Below are 25,958 nucleotides of genomic sequence, written 5' to 3' on the forward strand. Positions count from 1 at the left end.
GAAATCCGTGAGGTCAGGCGCTCCAGCGGCAAAGGCGCCGCTGGAGCAGCATTAGAACCGAGTTCGCGGCCAGGCCGAGAAAGGCCAGCAGGAATATGGCCGCGAACATCAGCGGGATCTGGAAGTTGTACTGGGCATTCATCACCTGAAAGCCGACACCCTTGTTCGCGCCGATCATCTCGGCGGCGATCAGAAGCAACAGCGCCGTCGTGGCCGAGAGGCGCAGGCCGACGAAGATCGGCGGCACCGAAGCCGGCAGGATCACACGCCGGAAGATCGTCCTGCGCGAAGCGCCGAAGCTGCGCGCCATCTCGACCAGCTTTGTGTCGACTTCCTTGACCCCGCCGATCGTGGCCAGCAGGATCGGGAAGAGCGTTGCCCAGAAGATCACGAAGACCTTGGACGCCTCGCCGAGTCCGAGCAGCAGGATAAAAACGGGGTAAAGTGCCAATGCCGAGGTTTGTCGGAAAAGTTGAAGGATCGGATCGAGGGCACGTTCAATCGCCCTGATCTGCCCCATGAAAAGCCCAAGCGGAATCCCTAGGCCGACTGCTGCAAGGAAGGCGATTCCGGCACGCTGAAGCGAAATGGCGATATCGTCGAGAAGCGCACCGGAGGCGATGCCTGTCCAGAGCGTCGCCGCCACCCGGTCGAGCGGTGGAAACACCGATGGGTTCAGCCAGCCAGCACCGCTGGCAATCTGCCAGAGGGCGAAAAAAGCAAAGAGCAGACCATAGTCGGCTGCGATCTTGCCAAGGACATTCCGCCGCCGCTGACCGTTGGCAACACGCCGTAGCCATTTCGGATGTGAGCGCCTCGCAGGTTCAATCAACTCATAGGTCATCGACATCCCCTCCTGCTATTCCGCTGCCTGGATCGTGGGATGATCCGCCGCATATCTGTTGATGGGGATGGGGAGCCCGAGATTCTCGCGCAGTGTCCGCCCTTCATAGGCTGTGCGAAACAGGCCACGACGCTGCAATTCGGGGATCACCAAAGCGACGAAATCATCAAGCGATGTCGGGAGCCAGGGCGGCAAGATGTTGAAACCGTCCGCAGCCTCGTTCTCGAACCATTCTTGCAATATGTCGGCAATCTGCACCGCTGTGCCGATAATGGTATAGTGCCCGCGTGCAGAAGCAACCCATTGGTAAAGCTGACGAATGGTAAAGCCGTTTTCATCCGCAATCTGCCGCAGCAAAGCCTGGCGCGACTTGTTGCCCTCGGTCTCGGGGGCGGGAGGCAGCGGACCGTCGAGATTGTATTCAGTCAGGTCCAGCGTTCCGCCAGTCAAGGCGTTCAAAAGCGCAATACCGTCCTCTTCCGGTATATAGGAGGTGAGGCGCTCGTATTTCTCGCGTGCTTCCTCCTCGGTCCGTCCGACGAAAGGCGATATGCCAGGCATGATCAGCACATGATCCGGGTTGCGTCCATTGGCCGTGACGCGCGTCTTTATATCACGGTAGAATTCCCGGGCGGTATCCAGTCTTTGATGTGCGGTGAATATCACCTCTGCGGTCGCAGCGGCCAGTTTCCGTCCGTCTTCGGATTGTCCGGCCTGGACAATGACCGGATGACCCTGCGGAGAGCGGGGAACGTTTAACGGTCCCTCGACCGTGAAATGCGCACCGACATGATCGGCAAAATGCATCTTCTCCGTATCATAGAAGACGCCACTTTTCTTGTCGCGGATAAAGGCATCATCCTCGAAACTGTCCCAGAGCTTCTTGACAACTTCAACATGCTCCTGCGCGCGACGATATCGCGTGGCATGCGGGGGCTGTTTGGTCAGGTTGAAGTTCCGGGCCGCAGCATCGCTTGCTGTCGTCACCACGTTCCACCCGGCTCGACCACCGGAAAGCAGGTCGAGCGAAGCGAATTTACGGGCGGTGTTATAGGGTTCTTCGTAAGTCGTGGAGGCCGTCGCGATAAAACCCAGATTCGTCGTCAGCGGGGCCAGGGCGGAAAACAGCGTCACCGGTTCGAATCCGGCGACCTTTGCATTGCCGCCCTCGGTCCCACCGCCAAATGCCACGGCGAGTCCGTCAGCAAGGAAATAGGCATCGAATAGCCCGCGTTCGGCAGTGCGGGCGAGTTGCTTATGAAATTCGAAACTCGTAGCTCCATCCGCGGGCTGGTCGGGATGCCGCCAGGCAGCTACATGCTGACCACCGCCGGGTAAGAACGCACCAAGTTTGATCTGTCTGGTCATGGTTCTGGTTCCTGTGATGTCGTAAAGGATTTGCGTCAGACGATTGCGACGCTGCTGCGCCCGTCGACGCCGATGGGCGTATCGCCTTCGACAGTGACACGGCGCACGACACGATGTGCCTCGCCATAATCATTGACCGCGACATGCTGGGTTGCGCGATTATCCCAGATCGCGACATCACCTTTGCGCCACTGCCAGCGAACGGTATTTTCAGGCGAAGTGATATAGCCTTGGAAAAGTTCGTATATTCGGTGGGTGTCGGGGCGGGACAGGCCGGAGATGCGCTGCACGAAACTGCCCAGGAGCAATGTGCGCTCCCTGGTCTCGGGATGCACGCGCACCACCGGATGCTCTGCTTGGAAGATCCTGGACGCAAAGACCTCGCGGTAATGCCGCTTTTCGACCTCCGTCGCCTTCGGGCGCTGTGCCGCATAGTCATAGGCATTGCTATGTACCGCTCTTAATGTATCGGCGAGTTGCTTCAATGCGGACGGCAATGCCTCGTAGGCCGCCGTCGTATTGGCCCAGATCGTGTCTCCACCGGTCTCGGGGATCACGACGCCGCGCAGCACTGAATATTTGGGATAAGCTGGCAGGAAGGTGATATCGGTGTGCCACTGATCGGCCCGGCCACCATGTGATGAATCCAACTCCAGAAGGCTTGACGTCCCTTCGCGGACATGTTGGGTCGGATGAGGCAACAGATCGCCCAGCCTCGCGGCAAAAGCTTCCTGACCTCGATCGTCGAGGTGATCCTGATCGCGGAAAAACACGACTTTGTGACGAGCAACAAGCGCCTTGATCTCGTCGACGACTGCCGCATCAAGATCTGTCGACAATCGGACACCGCGAATCTCTGCCCCGATGACAAGCGTAACCTGCAGAGTTTCGAGCGCGGGTGTCCCGCGGGTGATGGTATCTTGCTGGGTCATGTGGAATTTCCTTTCATTGGGCATTAGGCCGCCATTGCCGGTCCGTGGATGAACCGAGCCAAAAGCAAGGCGAACTGGTGAAACTGGGGAATTCAGGCTGCGCTGATGGCGAACTCGTGCTGCCTGGCAGGGGCGCGTTCGGCGATGGCGGAAGCCAACTGCGCCGCAGCAATGTCCAGTCTGGCTGCAACTGCAGGCGATGCCAGCACACCATCGGTAAAATCTTCTGAACAGGCGTAGATGCCGGTGGCAACGACTGCCGCCTCAAAAAAACCCAAAAGCGGGCGTAGCTGGTGCTCGATGACCAGTGCGTGGCGATGTCCACCGCCGGTTGCAGTAAGTAGAACCGGTTTTCCTTTCAGCGCATCGGGCTCGATCAGGTCGAACAGATGCTTGAAAAGCCCGGTATAGCTGCCCTTGTAGACCGGACTTCCGATCACGAGCGCATCCGCTTCGACAATCCGGCTGACCACGGCACGCGGCTGCGGATCAAGCTCCGCCAGATCATGGACAGCGCCGAACCGGCTGCCAAGATCGGTCAGATCAAAGACCGTCCCTTTCCCACCCGACAAATCCGCGCTTCTTTGCGTCGCCTTGTCCACAAGTGCTCTGGTGCGAGACGGAGTGTTCAGGCTGCCCGCAAAACCTACGATATCGGTCATGTCGAATCCTATCACGATTATTTCTATCGTTATTTAGATATAAAATATCGAGACGTTTTACTCTATTCCAAAGATTCTTGCTCGAAGAGGTGAAATCCCTTCCCGCCGGCTCTTTTCGGAGAACTTTAGCCCCCTTTGCCGGGCTAGGATCCTGGCATGTTTGAGAAAGCCCCGGGCCAGCGCGTGAGTCTGCGCACGGATGTCGGGAATCGCCGTAATTTCCCACAATGCTCCGCGTGCCGCAGGCCCGATTGCGGAGATACGCTGCGACACCTTGCCAGAAACATCGATGAGTTGGGCTGAGAGGGTTGTATCAAGCCCGAGGCCAAGCGGATCGAGCCGGGCTGCTCCACGGGTCAGAAGGTCCCGGATAACGGGTGCGGCATGTTCTGCCGGATTTCTGCGAATACCACGGCAGTCAATGACGTGATCAGCGATCAGATGCTCGGGGATACCACTTTTCCGCGGAACAATATTCAACATGATCCGACCATCGGCGCGCTCTTCTGCACTTTCGAAACTGCCACGAAGTACACGGAGTTGACCACTTGCGGCAGCACGGGAGATGCGCCCAGCCGAGACCGGAGGCATCCGGTGGCGATGCACCTCCCACCAGGAGGCAGCGTGGCGGAGGAACCGGGCCTTCTCCGCGAGTGGCCAGGCGCCCCATATTTCCGCGACATGGGGCCTAACGCCATCAATAGCATCTCGCCAGGTCCCGCCTTGCGCCTCGGCAAGACGAACGAGGCTGCGCAGCCAGTACATTGTCCTACTGACGGACGCGCCAAAAGGAATGCCCTGAGCTTCAAGAACCAGAGGATGCGTTGTTTCGTGCGTCTGCGGAAACAGACCGCGCCGCGACAAGCAGTAGATTGGTCCGCGATGCCCGGCACCAAGAAGTGTGGTCATATGATCCACCATACTGAGCCCGGTTCCGATGATGGCCACAACCGCGTCGGCGTCATGTGGCAACTCGAAATCCCACGCCCCGCGCAGTGGGGGCAGCGGCTCAGCAGGGACCGCGTGACCTGTGGCCAGAACGGCCCGATCGGCATGTATGGTGCGACCATCATCGAGTTCCGCAATCACACCATGTTCTGTCTCGATAAGGCGCATGCACTCACCGTGAACGCAGTGAAGGCGTCTGATGTTTTCGCCCGCATGTGGTGATCTCAAGAGACTGGCGAGATAGCGGCCATAAGTGCCCCGGTCGACAAAGCTCGTCCCCGTAACCGGAATGCTCTCACTTTCCAGCCAGCGCTCAAAATGGGAGGGGTCGTCGGGAAAGGCGCTCATCTGCGAGGCGCGGGTATTGAGCAAATGGCCCGGATCCGCCGTGTTGTAGGCGATGCCACAACCGAGCAACCTTGAGCGTTCGATGATGGTGACCTCGACTTCTTTCGAGGGCTGGCGCAACAGATGCGCTGCCATAAGAACGCCGCTCGCCCCGCCACCGATAATCACCACCCGCTGTCGGCAATGTATCCCATGCTGATGTTCCTGGTTCATCAGGACACCGATACGAGCAGGCTCAGGAAAACAGCCGACGCCAAGGTAACGATAGCAGTTGTCAGGATGTGGTGTTCGGGTATCGGTTCAGGTGAGTCATCACCCGTCATGAACAGGAAAAATAGATCGGGGTCATATGTACAACATGGATACATGCGGCACTCTCCTTTCGGGCTGGTCAAGGCAGCGCGGGCTGAAACAACTCTCGGGAGTCATCTCGGGGTAACTTTTCGGACGGCGCGGGGCGCGGGTTGCGATGTCATGAATGAGCTTTCAGCTTGCAGAGACCGGAACCTGTCCGCCGAATGCCTGGGCGGGCGGCGGAACCGTTTCGAGGCCAAAGCAGATCGCGCAACGCCTTGCCTGCTGGCCAAGGTCCATGACCCGACGCAATATTGATATGACCCGCGTCTCCCATGTCGATGAAATCCGCTTCCCAACGGTCAGCCAGTCTACGGGCCTGATCCTGCTCCATCCAGGGATCGTTCCTGCTGGCCGCGACGACGACCCTGGCATTGAGTGAGCGCTCCGGGATCGGCCCGAATGAGGCAATGCGGCTGCATTTCGACGGTTCTGCCGGGGCCACCAGCATTGCACCTGCGATTTTCACCTGAGGCCAGGAGGCCAGAAGCCGGACCACGGCAATCGCCCCCAGTGAATGGCCGACAAGCACCGAGCCAGGGTGGAGCAAAGTGGCGGCGGCGATTTCCGTGAGCCAGGCTTCAGGCCTGGGTTTCGACCAGGAGTGCTGTTCGACTATCTTGGCCGTCGGATCAATTGCGGCCCACCATTGTTGCCAATGTGGTGCTGGGGAGCCATCAAGGCCGGGAATGAGAAGTGTTCTGATCATCTAGGTTCTCCTTTCCCATAAAAACTACCAATTTAATCGTGTATTTGAATTCCAAACATTGCCGGTCTGATAGAAGACGAGTCTCCGGCAGGCGCTATCTTCGCCATATGGAACTTCCGGAACACAGTCGGTAAGGGGCCGCCATCAGATCGAGTCGGGCCGCTATGGCTTGCCAGCTGCGGGACCTGCCTCATGGAAGCTGCTGCGCGAGATCCGTTGCCGGCACCGCAGCCGACGGTCGGGAAGAACAGCATCTCTGTCGTAGTCCGGTTTTCCGACACCACCGCCTGATCTGTCGCCCCGGCTCAGTCCCGGCCCGTGTCATCGCCGATGGTCGAATGAATCACCGTCCCCACAACCCGTTGCGTCAGACCGCTTGCGGCGTGGATTCATGTGTCAGGGCGGGACGCCATCTATATGGACGAAGGGAACCGGTCCAGCAAAGGAATGGTTCGTTACGCTTGATATGAGTGCCTGGGATACCTGCGGAGTGGTCTTGGACGTTCAATCGGGGCGCATCCAGCCGTAACTCACAAAACAAGAGCAGGGCCGGCTGTGCCAGCCTAGCTGCAATGATCAACTCGCCGTTTCCCTGGTGAGATCGGCGAGTGACCACCCGAGTAACTCGGCGTCGGAGCCCTGCAGCACGAAGTCAAACCCGTTGGTGCGGTCTCCGAGCGCCTTCACGGCCTTTCCGCCACCACACAGGCTGGGATCACTCCTGCGCTGCCGACCGTGTCAACGGTGGCGATGGCGATGGTGATGCAGTCGACTGTCGGCTCTCACCTGACACGAAAGGGCGGTCGGGCTTACAGGTGAAGCTACTCGACAACCAGACCGCACGACGGCAGCAAATTTCAGCATTACCGCAATTTGGACTCTCGCGCATGAAACAACGAGCATATGTTGTGCGGTGATCCTTGACGAAAGCAGTGGAGCACGGTGGTTCCACTGGGACACCAAGCATGTGAAACAACCGCAGATAATTGATGTTGTGCGCCTGGAACCACCCGGGTAGCGCGTTTTGCTAAAATACAGACGAGTGTTTCCGCAGATTTTTCAAACAGCCGTACCCACGCCCCACCAGCGCAATGTCAGCTTCAGGTGATGCTCGATTCTATCGACCGCGGCATCGCTGTCACCGCTTTCCAGCGCCGCGATGATCTCCAGATGTTCCTGCATGGCGGGCACCACCCGATCAGCCAGGAAACTGCGGGCGTTCTGGATGATCGCGATGCGGTTACGATTGGCCGCATAAGCTTGCTGCAGGAATGGATTATCCAGGCCAGAAGCCATGAAATCATGCAGGGACAGATCCGTCGCGATCGCACGGCGCGAGAGATCGGCGGCAGGTTCGCGCCGGGCTTCGGCCAGCAAGGCCTCATGCGTCGCACGCAGTTCCGACATATCCGGCCTGCCTGATCCGAGCAGGCGCCGCGCGCCTTCCTTCTCCAGTGCGGCACGCATGTCCATGCAGGCACGAGTGGTTTCCGGCCCGGTCTCCATGATGATCACGCCGCGCTTGGGGAGAACGCTCAGCAAGGATTGTTCCTCAGCACGCTTGATCGCTTCGCGTGTAGCGGCCAACGGAAACTCGATCGTCTCGGCCAACGCCGGCATGGCCAGAAACTCGCTGCTGCGCAGCTTGCCGCTGCGCAAGGCCGCCAGCAACGCCTCGAATGCCTGGTCCGATTGCAACTCCCGTGACGGCTTCATCGCGGATTCCCCTGAACAGGAAAGATAGACTTTCAAGAAATCCAGAAAAATGATTTCCGGATTCCGGCATAGTCTTCATGCTGCTATATCATGTAACATTTTACAATAGATATAAGAACGGATGTCAGAAAACTGGCACAACCAATCAGCGCCAGGCGCGCAACCATAAGGGAGATGACGATGTCAGACGGCATAACCGACAGCAGCGAGGAAGAAACCGGCGGCCGATTCCGTATGCCTCATATCTACGTGATCCTGTTCGTCTTCACGGCCATCGCGGCACTGCTGACCCATGTGATTCCGGCGGGACAATATGACCGGATCACCCTGCCGAACGGTCGCGCCGCAGTCGACCCCGAGACATTCCGCTATATCGATGCCTCACCGGTCGGGCTGGAGCAATTCATGATGGCCGTGCCAAATGGGTTGATCGACGCCGCACAAGTCGTGTTCTTCACGCTGATTATCGGCGGCATGTTCATGGTTATCAGGCGCACCGGCATCATCGACGTGGCCGTGGACAAGCTGACCCGCCGCTTTGCCGGGCGCAGCGTGCTGATGATCCCGACCCTGATGATCGTCTTTGCGACCATCGCCACGCTGATCGGCACGCAAGAATTGGCGCTGGTCTATGTGCCCGTCATCCTGCCCCTGATGATCGCCCTGCGCTTCGATTCGATCGTCGCCGCGGGCACCGCCCTGCTGGCGACGACGGCCGGGTTCACTGCCGGGGTCCTGAACCCCATCAATACCGGGCTGGGCCAGACCATCGCCGAACTGCCGCTTTATTCCGGGTTTGGCCTGCGCGCATTGCTGTTCACTGCGTTGACCGGCGCGGCCATCCTCTACCTGATGCGCTACGCCCTGAAGGTCCGCACCAATCCCGAGTTCAGCCTGATGGCGGGCAGTTCGCTCGAACAGGAGAAACGTCGCGTTTATGTTCATGATCTCGACACACCCGCGATGAGCTTCAGCAATCGCCAGAAATGGGGCGGCATCGCGGCCATCGGATTTTTCGCGATCATGGTCTGGGGCGTCCTGACGCGCGGCTGGTTCATGACCGAAATGGCGGGGCTGTTCGTGGTCATGGGGATCAGCGTCGGCCTGATCGCCGGCCTCGGCACGGGCAAGATCTGCGAGGCCTTCAACGAGGGGTTCCGAGATGTGCTGGTCGGAGCGATCATCGTCGGCCTTGCCCGTGCCGTCGCCGTGATGCTGGAGCAGGGGCAGGTCATGGACACGCTCGTTCACGGGCTTGGCGGACTGGTTGGAGGGTTGCCCTCGACCTTCTCGGCCCTTGGCATGTTCGTCTCCCAGCTCGGCTTCAACTTCGTCGTGCCCTCGGGCAGCGGTCAGGCACTGGTCACCATGCCGATCATGGCACCCCTGTCCGACCTGATCGGCGTGACGCGGCAAAGCTCGGTCCTGGCCTATCAACTCGGCGACGGGCTTTCGAACATCCTTTACCCGACATCGGGCTATTTCATGGCTACGCTGGCGCTGGCCGGGGTGGGCTGGGACCGTTGGGTACGCTTCTTCCTGCCGCTCTTCGGCATCTGGATCGCGATCTCCGCACTGTTCCTGATCTATGCACAGGCGGTAAGCTGGATCGGCTGACCTCCCTGCAGCCGGTGCTGGTGGCGGGTGAGGCTTGCCTGATCTGCCACCAGCATGATTAGCAACTATATTTCTCAGGCGGCCTGATTGGTCCATTTCAGACAAGATTTGCAAAGCGCGTTTGCGATTGTGACGAACTTGCGGGCGACGGCTGTGATGAGAACCCTGTGCGGTTTGCCAGCCCTGCGCAGGCGATCAGCAAAAGCTTTCAGGACCGGGTTGTATTGGGTGGCGATCTGTGCCGGCCGCAGTTGCCGTGCCTGCACCCGACCACGTCCAAACTTGCCCAGAGCCGCCGTTCTTGCCCGCCAATGGTTTCAAAACAGACCAGAGCCCACCGTTCCCGGGCAACTGCTGCCAGTTGCACATGATCGTAAATCCTGTTCGGATGGCTCCTGCCCCAAGCCCCACTCGACAAATGCCGCGTCGCGGTCAACGCCCCGCCGCGATGGCCAACCCATCAGCGACCGCGGTGAAAACCTCGCTGAACGAATGACACGCCGTGGGGAATTGTGCCTTCATCGTGTCGGAGACCATGGACATCAAGCTGGAGCCGCCGACATAGATCACCTGCTGGACATCGGCCGCGTCGATGCCGGCGATTTGCAGCGTTTCCCGCGCTCCGGCCGTCAGCAGTTCCGCATGCCGCAGAAGGCTCCCCGCCATTCCCTCGGCTGACAATAGCACAAACAGGTCGCGTTCGATCTGGTCGAGCAGGATGTGGGACTGCCCGTCTCCGCCATTGGCGGCGATCTTGCCGCGCTCGACGGCAAAGGCCAGGTCGTGGCCAAGCTCGTCATCCAGCACCTTCGCCAGACGGGACAGCCGGTCCGGGCGCTGCGCCAAGCGCACCATTTCCGCGACCATCCGGCGGTTCTGCGGTGTATAGACGAACGGAATCTTCTCCCATGTGGCAAGATCGTTGAAGATGGCGTTCGGGGTGGGCGACATGCCCGGTCCCATCACCTTTCGCAACTCTGTCCCCTTGCCGAGCAGAGGCATCACGTGATCAATATTGATCGACCGGTCGAAATCGGTGCCGCCGATGCGGACACCGTGATTGGCAAGGATCGTCACGCCCTCATTGCCGGAACGGAATAGTGAAAAATCCGAGGTGCCGCCCCCGACATCGACGATCAGCCCGATCGCGCCGGGTTGTTCCAGCGCACCGCCAGCAATGGCGGCGGCCTCGGGCTCGGGCATGAAATCCACCTCGCGAAACCCCGCCGCCAGATAGCAGCTTCGCAAATCCGCCTCGGCCTGCTCCTCGCGCGGATCGCCGGAACCGTGGAACACCACCGGCCGACCCGACAGGACATGGTCGAAAACGATCCCGGCTTCGGTTTCGGCCTTGGTCTTGATCTGGTTCAGGAAGCGGGCAACGATCTCGACGAAGGTCACCCTTTCGTTGAGGATCTGGCGCTTCTCATGCATCAGCGTGGTGCCAAGCACCCGCTTGAGCGCGCGCATGAAGCGTCCTTCCACGCCGTCCAGAAGCGCTCTGTTGGCGGCTTCGCCGATCAATGTCTGCCGGGTCTCGTAGTCAAAGAAGAAGGTCGTCGGCAGCGTGGCCTGGCCGGGCGCCATCTGGATCAGCCGGGGCCTGCCATCGCAAAGATAGCCCGCAGCGGAATTGGAGGTGCCGAAATCGACACCCAAAATGCGGGCCTGCCGCGTCATACCCACCCCTCCGGTTTGAAACAAGGAGCGGGTCGATAGGGGGCGGAAACATGGATGTCAAGCGAACAGGCGCGCGAGGTCGGGCGATCGCGGCAATTGGGCCTTGCCCACCCCGATCCGGATGAAGCGCCCGGTGGCGTCGAACCCATGCGCTTGCGCTACTCTTCCAATGTCTCGATCATATCCAGCCGAGGCTTGTGTGGACGGTCATAGCCATGCCTTTGCCGTCTTTGGTGCGGTTCCGCAGTCGATCGTCTATAATAATGGCCGATGCCTGGCGGCGAGGATCCTGCTGGACGGCGCATGCAAGCGCGTGTCCTTGTTCAGCGGGTTTCTGTCGCGCTACCCGATCCGGGATCGCTATGGCCGCCTAGGCAAGGGCAGTGACAAGGGGAAGATCGAGGGGTAGGTCGGCTATTCCCGGCGCTACTTCATGGTGCCGCCCCCGGTTTGCAACCTGGGAGGCATTCAACCTCTGGCTGGGGGAGCAATGCGAGCGCCGCCAGCTTGATGTCCTGCGTGGCAAAAACGATACCGTCGGTGCGCAGTTGCAACGCAGTCTGGCCGGGCTCCAGGTCGCCGTGAAGCAGGCGTTCCACGTGGGTGCAATCGGCTTCGACGCCGTGAAGCAGCTCCTGTTGTCCCGGGTGGAGTGCATACCGCCCAGGCTGGATCTGGATTGCTATCCCTATCTGCCCAAGGCAACGGTCGAGAAGACCGAGGCGCGTTCTCACTTGCAGTTGCTGGCGGAAGATACGGCACGAGCGACACCCCCGGAAATCCTGCTCTCCCATCACCTCAAGGCACTCAAGCTGCTCACGTTGCCTCACCCCATGCTGCTCCAGATGGATACAGCGCTCCTTGGAAGATTATTTCGCACAGCAGCGTAGGAAACAAACCCAATGAGAGTTGGGGCGGCCGATGGAAAATCTCAGGTGGCGGCCAGGCAATGGACCGGCTCCCTCGCCGAGGATCGCCAGATAACGCTGGTAGCTGAACACCCGCCTTTGCTTGCGCCCGGTGATTTCCTCGCCGATTATCATACGCCGGAACCGACCGGGCTTTTACCGGAACGCTCGAATCCACAGAGATTTCCCATCGGCATAAACAGCATGTCGGGCCGTATCGGGCGTGATCAGCTTCCATATCCGCGTGCCACGGGCAACGGCACGATAACCGGGTTATCGAGGCCATCGATAGTGACCATCCTGCATTCAACCCCGAATACCTGCGCGATGCGTTCCTGCGTAAGGGTGACGCTTCTCTCTCCTTGCGCGACAACCCGTCCCCTGTCGAAGAGAACCACATGATCGGCATAGCGCATGACCAGGTTGAGATCATGCAGCACGATCACGAAGCTTCGGGCATTCTCCCGGTTCAGTCGATGAATGAGTTCGAGGAGTTCAAGCGCATGCGAGATGTCCAGATGATTGGTCGGCTCATCAAGGAAAATCCGCGGGGCGTCCTGCGCCAGCGTCATCGCGATCCAAGCGCGTTGCGACTGTCCGCCCGACAGGTTCCCGATCGGGTGATCGGCGAGATGGGTGATCTCGGTCGCATCGAGCGCCTGATCGCAGGCTTTGTGATCTGCGGCGGAAGGGCCGGAAAACCGGTTCCGATAAGCGAAACGGCCCAGCATCACCAGTTCCCGGACCGTCAGCGCATCCGGAGCGCTTGGGGATTGCCCGAGCATCGCGATTTCACGCGCCAGGTCTTTCTTCGACCAGGAGGCGACGGGTCTGCCTGCGATCTCGGCCATGCCGGAGCCGACGCGATGCAGCCCCCGCATCACGCGAAGCGCCGTCGATTTTCCGCTGCCATTGGGACCGCAAAAGGCGATGATCTTGCCCTCGGGCAGTTCCAGGTCAATGCCGTTCAATGCCGGATACCCGTCATAATCGGCTGTCAGGCCACGCAACCGCGCCAGAATGTCAGACATGTGCGCCCCGTCCCTTCATCAGCAGATACAGGAAAAGCGGCGTTCCGATGGTTGCCGTTACCGCACCTGCGGGAATCTCCACTGGTTGGGCCAGCAGGCGGGACAGCATATCCGCTCCAACCAGCAGGATCGCCCCGCAAATGGCTGAAGCAAACAGGTATCCCGGCGTGAACTGCCCATAAAGCCTGCGCGCGATATGCGGGGCGATCAGTCCGACATATCCCATGGCGCCGACATGCGAGACCGCCAGCGCCGTCAACAGAACCGCAACTGCCAGCAGCACGGCTTGCGCGCGGGCCAGATGCAGCCCGGTTGAAGCGGCGCTCTGCGGGTCAAGGGCAAGCTGCCTGAGCGGAAGACGGAGCAGGATCAGCACGGGAACCATCGCGCATAGTCCCAGAAACAGCGTGACGACATCGCTCCAATGCGCGGCACTGACGCTGCCGATCAGCCAGGTCATAGCCTGTGCCGCGCGATGGACCGGTCCAAGGATCATCATCAGCACGACAGCCGCCTTGGCCAGTGCGGCAAGAGAGATGCCGTAAAGGATCATCCGTATGGGCTCCTGCGTGCCCTTGGGATCGAGACGTGTCAGCAGGGCGACCAGAATGGCAAATGCCAATGCCCCTGTCGCAGCAGCAGCAGGCTGCCAGTGGATCGACACGGCCAGGTTGCTGGCCGGATCCGAAAACAGCCACAGAAAGGTCATCACACCCAAGGCCGCCCCGTCGGTGATCCCGAGGATGGAGGGCGATGCCATCGGATTGCGGGCGACCCGTTGCAGGATCGCCCCGGCAATGGCAAGAGCCATCCCGGCAAACATTGCCACCAGGACACGAGGCAGGCGCAGCGTCGTGATGATGATCGCATCCGGACCGCTACCCTGTCCGAACAATGCCGCAAGCACCCGGACGGGCGGGATAAAGGACGAGCCGGTGCCCGTGGCGACCACGGCCAGTATCAGCAATCCGAACCCGAGCCGCACCGGCCCCGTATGAAGACGCATATACCTCATCGCGCCAATGTCCGCTTGCGGCGCAGAAGGCCGATCAGGATCGGAACACCGACCAGTGCCAGCACCGAGCCGACCGGCGCTTCACCGGGCGCCACGATCAGCCGGGCGGCGATATCGGCAAGCACGGCAATCAGGCCCCCGATCAAGCAGGTGAACAGCGCCAGGCGCAGGGTCGGGGCCGCATCACCGATCAGCCGCCTGGCCAGATGCGGCGCGATCAGCCCCAGGAATATGATCGGGCCGGACATGGCCACGGCTCCCGCCGCCAAGCCGGCGGCCGTGACAAGCGAGGCCGCGCGAACGCGCGACACGGAAACCCCAAGCGCTTCCGCTGTCTGGTCGTTCAATCGCAGCGCATCCAGCGATTGCGCAAGGGCTGCGCAGGCTGCATATCCTAGGATCAATGCCGGAAGACCGATCCCGAGAAGGCCGAGATCGCGATCCGCGAACCCTCCTGACAGCCAGAACAGCAATGTTTCAAGCGCTGTTTCGTCCAGCAGGAGAATGACCTGGGTCATTGAGGACAGAAGTGCGGCGATCGTCACCCCCGCCAGTAGCGTGGTATCGTTGCGGGTCGCCCCGCCAGAGGTGGCAGTCACGCCGAAGACCAGCCCCGTCGCTGCCAATGCGCCGGTGAATGCCAGCAGGCCGATCTGCGGCAATCCGATGCCTCCGAATACGCTGATCCCCAGTGCGACCGCCAGCCCGGCGCCCGCATTGATACCAATCAGCCCCGGCTCTGCCAGCGGATTGCGGGTAACGATCTGGATCATCAGCCCGGAAAGCGCAAATGCCGCGCCCGCGACCACCGCGATCAGCGTGCGGGGCAGGCGCAATGATCGGATGATGACCGCATCCGTGCCCTCACCATGATCCGCAAGAGCCGCCAGCACCTCCCCGGGTCCATAGAGACGCAGCCCCAGATGCAGGCTCGCGATCAGCGCCACCACCAGGGCCACGATAAGAAGCAATAGCGAACGTGTCATTCCGTGGTGATCCCGGCCCCGTTGACATTCGGGATCATTCGCCCGATGCCGGGCTCAATAACCAAGTTATTTTGTCAACTGCAAGTGTTGCTGGATTCGCAAGCGATACTTATGGGCACAAGCAATGAAGGGCACAGGCATGATGAAACCCGTGAAATGGCTCTGCTGCGCGATCGCACTGAGCATCTTGCCCATCGGGAACATGGCCATGGCGCGCGAGGTGACCCATAGCTTGGGGACGGTTGAGGTGCCGGACGATCCCCGACGGGTCGTCGTTCTGACCAACGAGGGGACAGAGGCACTTCTTGCCCTGGGCGTAACCCCGATAGGCGCGGCGAATTCCTGGAATGGCGATCCCTGGTGGGATCATATCGAGGATCGGATGACCGATGTCACGCCACTTGGTAATGAAAGCGCGGTCAACCTGGAAATGGTCGCCGCATTGCAACCCGATCTCATCCTGGCAACCCGGCTCCGGCACGAGGCGATCTACCCTCAGCTGAGTGCTATCGCACCGACAGTCGTGTCCGAACGCCTGCGCGGCGACTGGAAGGAGAATTTCCGCCTTTATGCCGAAGCACTGGGGAAAACCGAAAAGGCACAGCGCGAGATCAGTGATTATGACGCCGAAGTCGCCGATCTGCGCCAGCTCCTTGGCGATCATCTGCAAGAGAAGGTCTCGGTCATCCGCTTCATGCCGGGCCATATCCGCATCTATCAGCTGGACAGTTTTTCCGGCGTCGTGTTGAAGCAACTCGGCTTCCAGCGCCCCGAGAATCAGAATGTCGAGGAATTCTCGATCCAGGTCGGCACGGAAAGCATTCCCGACATGGATGGCGACCGGATATTTCACTTCACCTGGGATACCGGGAACGGCGATGGGCCGGACATGGCGCGGGACATCATGTCCAACCCGCTCTGGCAGTCCCTGTCGGCGGTCTCTTCGGGCCGGGTCCATGCCGTCAGCGATGCCATCTGGAACACTGCCGGAGGGATCCTGGCGGCCCGCCTCATGCTGGCGGATATCGCCCGGATCTACGGGGTGGATCAGTAACAGGTCATTCCCGCCATGAGCCGGTCCATGGCAGGGATGACGATCGCACTCACCAGGTGACGCTGTAAGTCACGCGCGCCATGGCGCCCTGTGCGGCGACATGGCTGCTATTGGCGTTGTTGCGCAGAAGCTGCCCGAATACCGTGTGGTACTGGTTGTTGAGAAGGTTCTCGATCCCGACGCTGAGCGTGCCTCTTTCCAGCTCGAAGCGATTGTAGAGATCCAGAACGGCGTAATCCTCGACCTCGCGGCCGCCAAACGGAACACCATCCTCGAAGGCCGAATCCCGCCCGGCGGAATAGAGCGCCTGAAGCCGCATATCCCACCAGGGTTTCGGGCTGTATTCCACATAAGCCGTCAGCTTGAGCGGAGAGATGCGATAACTGTTCAGCGCGATGCTGTCGCCGGTCTCGGGATCCTCGCTCGTGCCTTCCTGCAGGGTAAAGGTGCCGCCGAGGCGCAGCCGATCATCGACGGCATAATGCAATCCACCCTCGATCCCATAGATTTTCTCTTTCGTCCGGTCCTGCACAAGCGAGAAGTTTTCGACCAGAACACCTCCCAAGTCGGATTTGCTGTAAAATGCCGCGATATCGGCACTCAGCTTGCTCCAGTTGCCGCGCATACCGATTTCATAGGTATCGGTTATTCGAGGCGCCAGGTTGGAGTCGTCAACATTGAACCCCTCTTCTGCCTGGCGCAGTTGCACGCCAATATCGGGCAGTTCGAAGGCCTGCGAATAGCTTGCGTAAAGATCGACATTCTGCGTGGCAGCGTAAACCGCACCAAGGTTGAAGGTCGTCTCGGAATAATCGATCTCTCCACCTTCGATGGCGTCACCCTGACCCAATGTGGTGAAATCACCGTAAGAGGCGGTCGCCCAGTCATGCCGGACCCCCGCCCGCAGGGTTAGTTTCTCGGTCGGGAACAGCTCCATCTGGCCGAAGATGCCCGCGGATTTCGTCGTAAGCTCGGGCATGAAGGTGCGTTCGGGATCGAGGACCACGAACCGCCTGCCGCCCGAGGCATCGTAAGCCGCACCGTCAAAGACAGTCACCGGCATGCTGGTCTTTTCGTTCCTGATATCGGCGCCCCAGATGAGATTGGCACCATGTGCCGCCAGCCCGTTGAGAGGGGTATTGAACGTGACCTGACCGCCATAGGTTTCGGATTCAAGGAAAGTCTGGGCAAGCGCGTTCCAACCGCCATAGGGTCGTCCGTCGAATGGCGCGAAACGGGTGCTGTAATCGCGATAGTAAAGCCTCGCATCGACCTTGCTGCCCCATAGGTCTTCCTTGCTGTAGCTCAGGTTGAGAACCAGGTTCTCGCGGCTGGTCTGGTCGGCCAGTTCCAGCCCTTCGAGCGCGCGCGCCTTGGCGTCGCCCGGCGGCAGAGCATCCACGGCCGGGTCCGAGATGAAATCCGTATCCTGCTCGGCATCCAGGTAATTGACCGAAAACTGCAGCCGCTGATCGCCGAAATTATAGCCGAGCTTGCCCATCAGATCGACTGTCCCGGTATCCGACAGATCGCCTTGGCTTGGCTCGGGCGGGATCCGGTCCCCGTCGCCGTCGAAAAAGCCCCGCGTCTGCTCGCGCGAGAAGGACAGGACGTAATCCATGTTGCCCCGCGTCCCGCTGACCTTCTGGGTGATCCGCCCCGACAGCGCGTCGCTTCCGAAATTCGACAGGCTGGTCGCGGCACCGATTGTCGTCTCGAACTCCAGGGGCTTGTCGCTGGCCTGCAGGGTATTGATATAGATGATCCCGCCAGCCGCGCCGCCGCCATAGATGGCGCTGCCGCCATGCACGACCTCGATGCTCTCGATATCCGAGGGCGAGATGTTGAACAGATCGCGCGACACGTCGCGGCTTGTTCCCATCGGCACGCCATCGATGATCACCTGCACATTCCGGCCACGCAATGTCTGGCCGTAATTCGTCAGCGTCTGGCTGGCCGTCGCCATCCCCGGAACCATGCGCTCAAGCAGTTCGGCGGTCGAGCCGACCGTTTCCTGTTGCCGGCTGATTTCATCGCGCTCGATGACCGTGACATATCGGGACATCGTGTCCAACGCCCCTTCGCGTGACGCGGTCAGAATGATCGGGTCAAGAACGATCGGGGCGCCCGCATCTTGTGCGGCGGCCATGCCGGTCGACAGGGCCCAGATTGAGGCGGAAGCAAACAGACCATGCATGACCGCCCGCCCGAAATTGCCTTGGGAGGTGTTGAACATGGAAAATGCGGGCTTTGCGTGTTTCATGCTGATCTTTCGAGTGAATAATTCCGAGTGTTTAAATCGGATAAACGGGGAGATCACTCCGATCAACAGGATGACCTTACGTCAATCCCATTGTGTTACGCAAAGCCCACAGTGAGGGAATTAGCGCGAGGTCCAGACGTCGATAGGCGCTACAAGCTGTTGAAATAGTATATGGGGCCGGGGGTCATTCCCGGCAGCAGATCCGCTCGCCTGCCGCGCAGGCCGACGCTTGGCACCACGCCTCGACGTCACTATGCAGACTGCGGGTTGCCACCTGCGGGCAACCCGCCAAACAAGTCAGGCCGTCACATCCTTCCGGTGCTCATTCCTGCTTTTCCAAGAGCCGCTTGAGGACAATCAGTCCGGGTTGTTGCGGGCCGGGTCGGCTTCGTCCGTGCCCGCAGGCGAATTGGCCTCTCCGGCACCTGTGGTCTTCCACAGCGAGTAGACTATGCCGGCTGTTATCAACCCGAAGGTGACGCCGAGACTCAACGCGGGTGGAAACTTGCCGCCGCCCAGCAGGAAATCCGCGACGAAGATTTTCGTGCCGATGAACACCAGCACAGCGGCAAGCGCATATTTCAAGTAGTGGAAGCGGTGAACCATGGCCGCAAGCGCGAAGTAGAGCGCGCGCAACCCCAGGATCGCCATGATGTTAGACGTGTAGACAATGAACGTGTCCGTCGTGATCGCGAAGATGGCCGGCACGCTGTCTATTGCGAAAACCAGATCAGCCACATTGATCACCACGAGAGCCAGAAACAGCGGAGTAGCCGCCATCACCAGCTTGCCTGTTTTGGGATTGGTTGTCCGCACGAAGAAGCGTTGGCCATGCTGCTCGGGCGTCACCGGCATGTGCCGCGAAATGAAGCGGACAGCCGGGTTGTTGGCCACGTCCATCGGCTCATCACCGGCAAAGAACATCTTCACGCCCGTGTAGATAAGGAAGGCCGCGAAGAGATAGAGCACCCAATAGGCTTCATTCACGAGCGCGGCACCGCCGGCGATCATGATACCGCGCAGAACGATGACCGCCATGATGCCCCAGAGCAACGCCCTGTACTGGTATTTTGCAGGAATTGCGAAATACGAGAAGATGAGGCTGATCACGAATACGTTGTCGATCGACAGCGCCTTTTCGATGAAGAAGCCTGTATAATACTGCATGGCGGGCTCGGACCCGCGGGCAAGCCAGATCCACATGCCAAACAGCAGCGCAATGCCGATGTAGAAGGCGGAAAGCTTCAGGCTTTCCGCGATTCCCATCTCGCGATCCTCCTTGTGGAGGATACCAAGGTCAAAGGCGGTTAGTGCAACGACCAGCCCGATGAAAGCCAGCCAGAACCAAGCAGGGGTGCCGAGCCAGTCGGCAAAGAGAAATTCCATGGGTATGTGCTCCTCTCGATCACTGATATCGATCGGAACGACCCGGAAATGGCTACAAGTGTAGGACCATTACGGCATCGGATCGCTCCGATGCGGCCGACATCACGGGTAAATCATCCCGCCAGAGGGGCCCGGTCCGCGAATGTCAAATAGCAAGCGAGTGTGGCAAGTTCAACTGCTCCACTTGGTTTTCATGTCGGCTAAGAGATCAGTTTCCGTGGACCATCTCACAGAAAGCCGCCGTTCCGCTTCCCGCCACATACAGCCATTCGCTCCCGCCTCAATTTTCATGAGCCATAGATCGTATCTCATGAACTATCCATAATTCATGAGAGCCGCTAATGAGGAAACCCAATTGGAGCGCATTGCGTGCATTCTGGCCGACTGTATCATTTCGGGCGAGATATCTCCCGGTCTGCACTTGCGGCAGAACCATATCGCCAGCGAATTCGGAACCAGCCATGTGCCGGTGTGCGAGGCATTTCGCGAGTTACAGACGCGGGGGCCCCAAGACAGATGATTCGACATGCAATTGGCCGGGGATGGCGGGCATTATCGACGGTCATGGCGGTTCCTCCGCGCCCTCCGCATCATCGACATAATGCCGACGATCCACCATGGCATCGTGCGGATACGGAAATCAGCAGCTTCGGGCCATTGTTGTCATCCGCTTCAACTTTTTCGACCGTCAAAACTGGTTCGCCCAACGGGGGTGGAGGTCGTCGATCACAAGCTCATGGCTATGTGTCCGGCACCCTTTCAGATGCGGGTGATCCAGCGGTAGATTCTCATGGGTATGTTCGATCTCCCCGCTTTCCCTGGCGGGCCATTGCACCCGGCTGATCGCGATACCAATCCCGGAAAGGCCGGCAAGTGCCAACAGAGCCGGGATTATACCGAACCGCGTCATCAGCCAGCCCGAGAGCGGGTAGGTAATCAACCAGCAGGCATGGCTCAGGGCGAATTGCGCAGCGAAGAGTGCTGGCCGATCCTCCGGATGGGCCGAGCGGCGCAGCAGGCGCCCCGAGGGCGTGAGCACCGACGAATAGCCGAGGCCGACGAGAAACCATGCAGTGAGCAGTATGTTCCAATGCAATCCTGTGATTGCTGTCACCCCGGCCAGGCCAAGCAGGGTGACAACCATCAGCATCGCTCCCGCGAGCATGACGGGGCGGTCCGGAATCCTGTCCAACAATCGCGGTAGCAAGAGCGCGGCCATCATGGAACCCGCACCGAAGGCAAACATCGTCCAGGCAAGAGCGCTGTCAGAGAGGCCCAGAAGCCCCCGCACGGCAACCACGGAATTGACCAGAACCATCGCCCCCGCCGCCGATACTGAGAGGTTGAGCGCCAGAAGGCCGCGCAGACGTGGGGTTGCCATGTAAATGCGGATTCCACGTGTGGTCCGATCATAAATCCCGCGTGGCTTGGGTGCTTTCGGGCTTGGCAGCAGCACAGAGAGAACGAGCAGTGCAGAACCGAGGAACCCTGCGACCGTGCCCAGAAACAACGAGTTGTAGCTCATCACCGCCAGCAGGAGCGCCGCGAGTGTCGGGCTGACGATGTTCTCCAGATCGTAGGCCAACCGCGAAAGCGACAATGCACGGGTATAGCGATCCTCCTCGGGCAGCACATCCGGGATCGTCGCCTGAAAGGTCGGCGTGAACCCCGCCGAGGCCGATTGCAGCAGGAAGATCAGCACATAGACCTGCCAGATCTCGGTTACGAGAGGTAGTGCCAGTGCCGATACTGCCCGCACAAGATCAAGCGAAACCAGAAGGCGGCGACGGTTCACCCGTTCGGCGAAGGCGCCCGCGATCGGCGCGATCCCGACATAGGCGACCATCTTGATGGTGAACACGGTTCCCAACACCATTGCGGCCCCGTCTCCGGCCAGATCATAGGCCAGCAATCCGAGCGCGACAGTCGCGAGCCCGGTCCCCAGAAGAGCGGTGATCTGGGCCAGGAAGAGATGTCGATAGGTGCGGTCGGCGAGGATATCCAGCATGGCGGCCTCAGAGATAGCGAGCGATTGCCTTCAGTTCGACCCGGTCCTGTTCGGAACCCTTCGCATCCAGGCAATGGTCCATATGATCGTGGATCAACGCCTGCTTCGCATTCCTGATCGCACTTTCGACAGCCTGAAGCTGCTGCGCAATATCAAGACAAGGGTGTTCCGCCTCGATCATCCCGATCACCGAGCGCAGATGTCCCTCGGCGCGTTTCAGCCGGGCAACGAGCTTGGGTGAGTTGCATGACGATGCTGATTTGTCATGTGAATGAGGTATCCTCCCCGGGAGGATAATACAATAAAACCGTTCGAACTCCCTGCCGACGTCAGATCACAGTGCAGCGTTTCAGGAAACCATGCAGGCACTGCGGAAAATGGACCAATCGCTTTCACTGGCCATGCGGTTCGTCAAGGCAGGGCAATCTGTGCTCTTCAAGGCTATATCACCGCAACGGAAAATCGTTCGGGGCCAAAACGGAAACGTGCCGCATTTATATAAGTCACCCGATTTCGTGTTTCGGGCAATCCTGCGCCACCCTTGACCACCGCGCCGCATTGTCGTTATCTCAATGCATGGGGATGGCGAGCTCCCCACGAGGCGCCAGCTGAAGTTCGCGTTCCAACACAAGATCCTGTCAAGGGAGGAACGCATATGCCTGCGCCCAATTCCATTTCCAGCGACAAGCTTGCAAAGATCATCGGCACCCCGCGTGTGCCACTGCTTCTGGATGTCCGCTCCACGGAAGATTTTGCGGCCGATTCCCGGCTCATACCGGGGGCAAGCAGAATAGATGATCAGGCTTTGTCAGAACTTGTGCCGCATCTGACCGGCAGCACCGCCGTTGTGATCTGCCAGGCCGGTCACAAGCGCAGCCAAGGAGCGGCGGCCTGGCTGCGGGCCGACGGCTGCCCGGCGGAATATCTGGAAGGCGGTTTCGAGGCTTGGAAAGCTGCTGACCTGCCGCTGATCAGTCCGGACAAGCTACCACCGCGTGATGCGCGGGGCCGCACGGTCTGGGTGACACGGTCGCGTCCCAAGATCGACCGTATCGCCTGCCCCTGGCTGATCCGCCGCTTTGTCGATCCGCGCACCGTGATCCTGTTCGTCGCGCCTTCCGAGGTGCTCGGCGTGGCCGAGCGGTATGACGCGGCCCCCTTTGATATCGAGAACGTGTTCTGGAGCCATCGAGGGGAGCTGTGCACTTTCGACGTCATGCTGGCCGAGTTCGGCCTGTCGGTCCCGGCGCTTGACCGGCTTGCCAACATGATCCGCGGTGCGGATACGGCGCGGCTAGATCTCGCACCCGAGGCGGCGGGACTGCTGGCCGCCTCGCTTGGCCTGTCGCGCATGTATTCCGACGATCTGGAACAGCTCGAGGCCGGCATGCTGCTATATGACGCCTTTTATCGTTGGGCACGGGATGCGAGCGACGAGACCCATAACTGGCCGACCAACAAACCGAAGGTGTGAGATGAACAAGCCCGGTTACCCGACATTAATGGAGGCAGCCCGGATCTGGGCGCGCGTCGGCCTGCTGAGTTTCGGCGGTCCTGCCGGACAGATCGCGATGATGCACCGCATCCTTGTCGAAGAGCAGAAATGGCTGGGCGAGAAACGGTTCCTGCACGCGCTGAACTACTGCATGCTACTGCCGGGACCGGAGGCGCAGCAATTGGCGGTCTATATCGGCTGGCTGATGCATCGCACGCTTGGCGGGATCATCGCCGGCGTACTGTTCGTCCTGCCCGGTGTCGTCGCGATCATGGGCTTAAGCTGGATCTATGCCATCTGGGGCAATGTCGGAGCCGTCGAGGCCCTGTTTTTCGGCCTGAAGGCTGCGGTTCTTGCCATCGTGGTGCAGGCGGTGATCCGCATCGGCAGGCGGGCGCTAAAGAATGCAGCGATGCTGGCCATCGCCGCGGCGGCATTCATCGCGATCTTTGCCTTCGGGGTGCCCTTTCCACTGATCATCCTTGTCGCCGGGTTGATCGGGTTTGCCGGGGCGCGCGCGGATATTCCGGCGTTTCGCGAGGGCGGCGGACATGGAAAGGTCGGCTCGGTACAAGTCGCCGATGCAGATACGCTGCTGGGCGAGGAATCGCCGGAACATACCCGTGTCAACCGGGGCTGGGCGTTGCGCGTCTCGGCCGTGCTGCTCGGCATGTGGCTTGTCCCGGTCGCATTGCTCTTTCTTGTGCTTGGTCCCGCGAATGTGTTCAGCCAGATCGCGGGCTTCTTCAGCACCATGGCGGTGGTGACCTTCGGCGGCGCCTATGCGGTTCTGGCCTATGTGGCGCAGGAAGCGGTGCAGCACTATGGCTGGCTGGCCCCGGGAGAGATGCTGGACGGGCTGGGCATGGCCGAAACCACGCCGGGACCGCTGATCATGGTCACGCAATTCGTGGGCTTCATGGGCGCCCTGCGCGAGGCGGGCGGCTTGCCGCCGCTGCTGGCCGGAACCCTGGGCGGGCTTCTGACCACCTGGGTCACCTTCACCCCGTGTTTCCTGTGGATCTTCCTTGGCGCGCCCTTCATCGAGCGGCTGCGGGACAATCACCAGCTGACCGCCGCCCTGACGGCGATCACCGCCGCAGTCGTCGGCGTGATCCTGAACCTTGCGGTCTGGTTCGGGCTGCATGTGGTCTTCGGGGAGGTGCGCGTTTTCACTGGGCTTGGCATGCAAATCAACATCCCGATCCTTGGCACGATCAACCCCGCATCGGCCTTGCTGACGCTCGCGGCCCTGGTGGCGATGCTCCGTTTCCGGGTCGGCATGTTCAAGGTGCTGATCGGCAGTGCTGCTGTCGGAATCCTGCTTTACCTGTTCGGCTTCGGCGGCATCTGAATTAGGTTATGTTGACAAATGTCGTAGCCATAGCCTGATGCTTGCGATGTCGACAAAGCCCAGGAAACTGCTGGCGATCTAGTCGAAACGCGTGGTGATCCTGCGGGTGTTCTTGAGCTTGCTGAAGGAGCGCTCGACCATGTTACGCAGGGTGTAGACAGTCAGATCCACGGTTTTTCGAACCTTACGGTTCTTGCGCATGGAAATCATCGAAATGGCGTTGCGGCTTTCGACATTTTTCCTGATTTCACCAGAGTCATAGCTCTTGTGGGGGACTAGAACGCCCGGCTGTGGAAGATTGTCATCCATTACCAAATCGTAGCCGGTATAGTCTCAATCCTGTCCCGGCGTGATATCGGTCCTCATCGGGAGGCCGGCACCATTGAGGCGGAGATGGATCCTGGTCGTAAAACCACCTCTTGAACGGCCGGGAGCCTCGTTCGGAGTCCCCCTTTTGCGCCAGCCGCATGGTGATGGGCTCTGATCCCGGTGCTGCCGATCATCTGGAGCCTGTCCGGAACGGCCTCGGCTTGGTTGAGCATGTCCAGGATTTCCTCCCACAGCCCGGCCGGTGTCCATCGCCGGAACCGGCGATAAACACTTGACCATTTGCCGAACTCTTATGGCAGGTCACGCCATGGAGCCCCGGTCCCCTTGAACCGGCGGCGGCTCGTGCCTCACTCCAGAAAATTCCATCCAAAACAAGGCAGTGGCTGGTAGATTTGCGTCCATTCTGGGCGCGGACAGCTAGGATGAAACGCTCAGAGAGCCCACTCCACGTCCGACATCAAGTCTCGTGCCAAGCTGGTCTGCATCGCGGATACCAGCTTGAATCATGGCTGCCGTCCCATGTGAACCCATTTTGTCAACATGACCCAGGAACGGAACATTGAGCCAGAAGATGGCTGTCGTCGAGGTCGTACCCCCGCCGGCCAGCCGCCTTGTGGGCGAAGACATCGATGAAGAAGACGACATGGATCGAGCCATGATTTCACCATTGGTTCGAGCAACCATAGCAATGGCGGTATACGGATATAAAGGCGCAAGCCTCTCAGGCAAGGGTAAGCCGCGCCCGCCGCTATGCCATATCACCGGAGGATGACTACATTTGCGCATCCTCGTATCCGTAGGGAACGTCCGCTCTGTCCCGTTCCCCATCTTCCGGGCGAACTGAGCGAATGGCACCATTTCTTGGATCGGGCATTCAATGGGCGCAGAGTTCAGCGGCGATTCCGCGGGCGATATGCCATCTTCGCGAATACGCCGGGTGGCTTCAAATT

At 60.0% G+C, this 25,958-nt stretch carries 19 protein-coding genes and 4 pseudogenes; 7 read left to right on the forward strand and 16 right to left on the reverse strand.

Features of this window, described 5'->3' with window-relative positions; all coding sequences use genetic code 11:
* Positions 1-13: 13 nt before the first annotated feature.
* From C9E81_RS04155 to C9E81_RS04185, 7 genes are all read right to left on the reverse strand, one after another.
* Positions 14-844, reverse strand: coding sequence for an ABC transporter permease (locus tag C9E81_RS04155; protein WP_122111167.1), 831 nt, complete (start codon positions 842-844; stop codon positions 14-16).
* Positions 845-859: 15 nt separating this feature from the next.
* Complete coding sequence (locus tag C9E81_RS04160) at positions 860-2,212, reverse strand: LLM class flavin-dependent oxidoreductase (protein ID WP_122111010.1); 1,353 nt, start codon at positions 2,210-2,212, stop codon at positions 860-862.
* Positions 2,213-2,247: 35 nt separating this feature from the next.
* Positions 2,248-3,144 (reverse strand): TauD/TfdA dioxygenase family protein, encoded by an 897-nt coding sequence (locus C9E81_RS04165; protein WP_122111011.1) that lies wholly within the window; start codon positions 3,142-3,144, stop codon positions 2,248-2,250.
* 92 nt (positions 3,145-3,236) lie between these two features.
* Complete coding sequence (locus C9E81_RS04170; protein WP_122111012.1) at positions 3,237-3,806, reverse strand: NAD(P)H-dependent oxidoreductase; 570 nt, start codon at positions 3,804-3,806, stop codon at positions 3,237-3,239.
* Positions 3,807-3,863: 57 nt separating this feature from the next.
* Entirely contained in the window at positions 3,864-5,315 is a 1,452-nt protein-coding gene (locus tag C9E81_RS04175; protein WP_122111013.1) for an FAD/NAD(P)-binding protein, read from the reverse strand.
* Between the two features lie 259 nt (positions 5,316-5,574).
* A complete protein-coding gene (locus C9E81_RS04180) occupies positions 5,575-6,165 on the reverse strand; it encodes an RBBP9/YdeN family alpha/beta hydrolase (RefSeq protein WP_122111014.1) in 591 nt (196 codons plus the stop codon).
* A 1,059-nt stretch (positions 6,166-7,224) separates the two neighbouring features.
* Complete coding sequence (locus tag C9E81_RS04185; RefSeq protein WP_122111015.1) at positions 7,225-7,881, reverse strand: GntR family transcriptional regulator; 657 nt, start codon at positions 7,879-7,881, stop codon at positions 7,225-7,227.
* Between the two features lie 180 nt (positions 7,882-8,061).
* On the opposite strand from C9E81_RS04185, the gene C9E81_RS04190 reads away from it, so the two are divergent.
* Positions 8,062-9,498, forward strand: a complete 1,437-nt coding sequence (locus C9E81_RS04190; RefSeq protein WP_243698482.1) for a YfcC family protein — start codon at positions 8,062-8,064, stop codon at positions 9,496-9,498.
* A 432-nt stretch (positions 9,499-9,930) separates the two neighbouring features.
* Here the strand turns inward: C9E81_RS04190 and C9E81_RS04200 are convergent, their stop codons facing one another.
* The gene (locus C9E81_RS04200) at positions 9,931-11,178 is read right to left on the reverse strand and encodes an Hsp70 family protein (protein ID WP_122111017.1); all 1,248 of its coding nucleotides are present in this window, start codon (positions 11,176-11,178) and stop codon (positions 9,931-9,933) included.
* 175 nt (positions 11,179-11,353) lie between these two features.
* On the opposite strand from C9E81_RS04200, the pseudogene C9E81_RS04205 reads away from it, so the two are divergent.
* Positions 11,354-12,068 (forward strand): annotated as a pseudogene (locus tag C9E81_RS04205) (IS21 family transposase); the annotation flags it as partial.
* A gap of 245 nt (positions 12,069-12,313) precedes the next feature.
* On the opposite strand, the gene C9E81_RS04210 reads toward C9E81_RS04205, so the two are convergent.
* Genes C9E81_RS04210 through C9E81_RS04220 form a run of 3 tightly spaced genes read right to left on the reverse strand, consistent with a single transcriptional unit; the run spans position 12,314 to position 15,118 of the window.
* Complete coding sequence (locus C9E81_RS04210) at positions 12,314-13,117, reverse strand: ABC transporter ATP-binding protein (protein ID WP_122111018.1); 804 nt, start codon at positions 13,115-13,117, stop codon at positions 12,314-12,316.
* Positions 13,110-14,123, reverse strand: a complete 1,014-nt coding sequence (locus C9E81_RS04215; protein ID WP_122111019.1) for a FecCD family ABC transporter permease — start codon at positions 14,121-14,123, stop codon at positions 13,110-13,112. The genes C9E81_RS04210 and C9E81_RS04215 overlap by 8 nt, the downstream gene beginning before the upstream one ends.
* Positions 14,124-14,128: 5 nt before the next feature.
* Positions 14,129-15,118: a FecCD family ABC transporter permease gene (locus tag C9E81_RS04220; protein WP_122111020.1), complete on the reverse strand. Its 990-nt coding sequence runs from the start codon at positions 15,116-15,118 to the stop codon at positions 14,129-14,131.
* A gap of 139 nt (positions 15,119-15,257) precedes the next feature.
* Between C9E81_RS04220 and C9E81_RS04225 the strand changes: the two genes are divergently transcribed.
* Positions 15,258-16,172: an ABC transporter substrate-binding protein gene (locus C9E81_RS04225; RefSeq protein ID WP_243698483.1), complete on the forward strand. Its 915-nt coding sequence runs from the start codon at positions 15,258-15,260 to the stop codon at positions 16,170-16,172.
* A 49-nt stretch (positions 16,173-16,221) separates the two neighbouring features.
* On the opposite strand, the gene C9E81_RS04230 is transcribed toward C9E81_RS04225, so the two are convergent.
* Positions 16,222-18,435 (reverse strand): TonB-dependent receptor, encoded by a 2,214-nt coding sequence (locus C9E81_RS04230; protein ID WP_122111021.1) that lies wholly within the window; start codon positions 18,433-18,435, stop codon positions 16,222-16,224.
* 357 nt (positions 18,436-18,792) lie between these two features.
* Positions 18,793-19,821, reverse strand: coding sequence for a TerC family protein (locus C9E81_RS04235; RefSeq protein ID WP_122111022.1), 1,029 nt, complete (start codon positions 19,819-19,821; stop codon positions 18,793-18,795).
* 328 nt (positions 19,822-20,149) lie between these two features.
* Between C9E81_RS04235 and C9E81_RS04240 the strand changes: the two are divergent.
* Positions 20,150-20,326: pseudogene (locus C9E81_RS04240) on the forward strand (GntR family transcriptional regulator); the annotation flags it as partial.
* A gap of 183 nt (positions 20,327-20,509) precedes the next feature.
* Here C9E81_RS04240 and C9E81_RS04245 read toward each other — a convergent pair.
* The gene (locus C9E81_RS04245; RefSeq protein WP_122111024.1) at positions 20,510-21,829 is read right to left on the reverse strand and encodes an MFS transporter; all 1,320 of its coding nucleotides are present in this window, start codon (positions 21,827-21,829) and stop codon (positions 20,510-20,512) included.
* Between the two features lie 7 nt (positions 21,830-21,836).
* Positions 21,837-22,096, reverse strand: a pseudogene (locus tag C9E81_RS23095) (metal-sensing transcriptional repressor).
* A 388-nt stretch (positions 22,097-22,484) separates the two neighbouring features.
* On the opposite strand from C9E81_RS23095, the gene C9E81_RS04260 reads away from it, so the two are divergent.
* Together C9E81_RS04260 and chrA are read left to right on the forward strand one after the other, a co-directional pair.
* Positions 22,485-23,303: a chromate resistance protein ChrB domain-containing protein gene (locus C9E81_RS04260; RefSeq protein ID WP_122111027.1), complete on the forward strand. Its 819-nt coding sequence runs from the start codon at positions 22,485-22,487 to the stop codon at positions 23,301-23,303.
* 1 nt (position 23,304) lies between these two features.
* Positions 23,305-24,678: a chromate efflux transporter gene (chrA, locus tag C9E81_RS04265; protein ID WP_208021080.1), complete on the forward strand. Its 1,374-nt coding sequence runs from the start codon at positions 23,305-23,307 to the stop codon at positions 24,676-24,678.
* Between the two features lie 6 nt (positions 24,679-24,684).
* Here chrA and C9E81_RS04270 read toward each other — a convergent pair.
* Positions 24,685-25,493, reverse strand: a pseudogene (locus tag C9E81_RS04270) (IS5 family transposase).
* Between the two features lie 74 nt (positions 25,494-25,567).
* Here C9E81_RS04270 and C9E81_RS22655 point away from each other — a divergent pair.
* On the forward strand, positions 25,568-25,780 hold the full coding sequence (locus C9E81_RS22655) for a hypothetical protein (RefSeq protein WP_147457555.1): 213 nt from the start codon (positions 25,568-25,570) through the stop codon (positions 25,778-25,780).
* Positions 25,781-25,958 lie beyond the last annotated feature (178 nt).

Source organism: Paracoccus alkanivorans, assembly GCF_003697785.1.
GTDB lineage: Bacteria > Pseudomonadota > Alphaproteobacteria > Rhodobacterales > Rhodobacteraceae > Paracoccus > Paracoccus alkanivorans.

What these genes read in the sequence shown, in the direction of transcription:
- C9E81_RS04200 (WP_122111017.1), bottom strand. Translation starts at nt 11,178, where the DNA reads ATGACGCGGCAGGCCCGCATTTTGGGTGTCGATTTCGGCACCTCCAAT.
- C9E81_RS04230 (WP_122111021.1), bottom strand. Translation starts at nt 18,435, where the DNA reads ATGAAACACGCAAAGCCCGCATTTTCCATGTTCAACACCTCCCAAGGC.
- C9E81_RS04165 (WP_122111011.1), bottom strand. Translation starts at nt 3,144, where the DNA reads ATGACCCAGCAAGATACCATCACCCGCGGGACACCCGCGCTCGAAACT.
- C9E81_RS04225 (WP_243698483.1), top strand. Translation starts at nt 15,258, where the DNA reads ATGATGAAACCCGTGAAATGGCTCTGCTGCGCGATCGCACTGAGCATC.
- C9E81_RS04175 (WP_122111013.1), bottom strand. Translation starts at nt 5,315, where the DNA reads ATGAACCAGGAACATCAGCATGGGATACATTGCCGACAGCGGGTGGTG.
- C9E81_RS04220 (WP_122111020.1), bottom strand. Translation starts at nt 15,118, where the DNA reads ATGACACGTTCGCTATTGCTTCTTATCGTGGCCCTGGTGGTGGCGCTG.
- C9E81_RS04170 (WP_122111012.1), bottom strand. Translation starts at nt 3,806, where the DNA reads ATGACCGATATCGTAGGTTTTGCGGGCAGCCTGAACACTCCGTCTCGC.
- C9E81_RS04260 (WP_122111027.1), top strand. Translation starts at nt 22,485, where the DNA reads ATGCCTGCGCCCAATTCCATTTCCAGCGACAAGCTTGCAAAGATCATC.
- C9E81_RS04215 (WP_122111019.1), bottom strand. Translation starts at nt 14,123, where the DNA reads ATGCGTCTTCATACGGGGCCGGTGCGGCTCGGGTTCGGATTGCTGATA.
- C9E81_RS04235 (WP_122111022.1), bottom strand. Translation starts at nt 19,821, where the DNA reads ATGGAATTTCTCTTTGCCGACTGGCTCGGCACCCCTGCTTGGTTCTGG.
- C9E81_RS04185 (WP_122111015.1), bottom strand. Translation starts at nt 7,881, where the DNA reads ATGAAGCCGTCACGGGAGTTGCAATCGGACCAGGCATTCGAGGCGTTG.
- C9E81_RS04160 (WP_122111010.1), bottom strand. Translation starts at nt 2,212, where the DNA reads ATGACCAGACAGATCAAACTTGGTGCGTTCTTACCCGGCGGTGGTCAG.
- C9E81_RS04180 (WP_122111014.1), bottom strand. Translation starts at nt 6,165, where the DNA reads ATGATCAGAACACTTCTCATTCCCGGCCTTGATGGCTCCCCAGCACCA.
- C9E81_RS04155 (WP_122111167.1), bottom strand. Translation starts at nt 844, where the DNA reads ATGACCTATGAGTTGATTGAACCTGCGAGGCGCTCACATCCGAAATGG.
- C9E81_RS04210 (WP_122111018.1), bottom strand. Translation starts at nt 13,117, where the DNA reads ATGTCTGACATTCTGGCGCGGTTGCGTGGCCTGACAGCCGATTATGAC.
- C9E81_RS04245 (WP_122111024.1), bottom strand. Translation starts at nt 21,829, where the DNA reads ATGCTGGATATCCTCGCCGACCGCACCTATCGACATCTCTTCCTGGCC.
- C9E81_RS04190 (WP_243698482.1), top strand. Translation starts at nt 8,062, where the DNA reads ATGTCAGACGGCATAACCGACAGCAGCGAGGAAGAAACCGGCGGCCGA.
- chrA (WP_208021080.1), top strand. Translation starts at nt 23,305, where the DNA reads ATGAACAAGCCCGGTTACCCGACATTAATGGAGGCAGCCCGGATCTGG.